Origin of the sequence: Streptomyces sp. NTH33 (assembly GCF_003236365.1) — a bacterium.
In the GTDB taxonomy this organism is placed as follows: Bacteria; Actinomycetota; Actinomycetes; order Streptomycetales; family Streptomycetaceae; genus Streptomyces.
In genome coordinates this window covers 1-1,026 of the sequence record NZ_POTZ01000959.1, presented here as the reverse complement: position 1 = coordinate 1,026, position 1,026 = coordinate 1, and the positions used below count along the sequence as shown (strand labels likewise).

Genomic DNA, 1,026 nt, shown 5'->3' with positions numbered 1-1,026 from the left:
GCTGTCGAAGTCGCTCGGCTCCGACAACCAGATCAACATCGTGCACGCCACGGTGGAGGCCCTCAAGGGCCTGCAGCGTCCCGAGGCGATCGCGGCCCGCCGCGGTCTGCCGCTGCAGGACGTGGCCCGCGTTCGCCCCCGTGTGGGCGTTCAGCAGCTTGAGCCAGCCCGCTCGCCGCAGCCGTGCGTTGCTGGCCTCCGCCGTCGACCTGGCGCAGCCCATCAGCTCGGCGAGCTGCCGCACGGAGACCTGGTGGTCCAGGCCGCCCGACCGCTCAGCCAGCCGCAGCCGGGCCACCAGGTTCTTCTCGTCGACGCCGCCGCTGCGGCCGGGCCAGACGGCCGCCTCCACCGCGTCCCTGACCCGCTGGATGGCCACCACCGCATCCGGGCGGGAGGCGATCGGCTCCGAGGCGCCCACGAACGCGCGGGCCTTGTCCAGCATCGCCGCCAGCTTGCCCTCGGCGTAACTGTCGCCCTTGCGGGCGCGCAGGGACCGCGCCCACGCCCCGCCGGCCGTCGGCCGCAGCACCAGCGCCTCCCAGAACTGGGCGGGCGTCCACGCCCGGCCCGGCTGCGAACAGGCCACGGCCAGGGCCATCGTCAGCCGGTAGCCGCTCTCTCCCGCGCTGCGCCCGGCGTACCGGCCGTCCGTATCGCCCTCCAGCAGCAGCCGACGGGCCCGGGACGACAGCCCCGACAGCCCTTCAACCCACTGCCGCAGCCGTGCGCTCGCCGCTGGCGGCACCGGCTGCCGGCGGCGGTCCGACCGCCGGCCCGGTGTCCGGCGCCGGGCCGGGCCCGCGCCACCGGCCCCGCCACGGCGGTGGCGGGGCTCGGCGGCGGGCGCGGGCAGGCGGGTCACGGTGTCCTAAGAAGTGGTGGTGTCGTCGGCGAGTTCGCCGCCGGGGACGGTGTAGATGGCGCCGCACGGGGCGGTGCGCACCCCGGGCGCGATGTGGCGGTGGACCATGCCGCAGCCGCCTTCGCCCTTGCAGTGGACGGCGTACTCGGTGCGGCCCTGGG

At 76.6% G+C, this 1,026-nt stretch carries 1 pseudogene; it reads left to right on the top strand.

From position 1 onward, the window contains the following. Window positions 1–127 (top strand): annotated as a pseudogene (locus tag C1I97_RS37810) (30S ribosomal protein S5); the annotation flags it as partial. Window positions 128–1,026 lie beyond the last annotated feature (899 nt).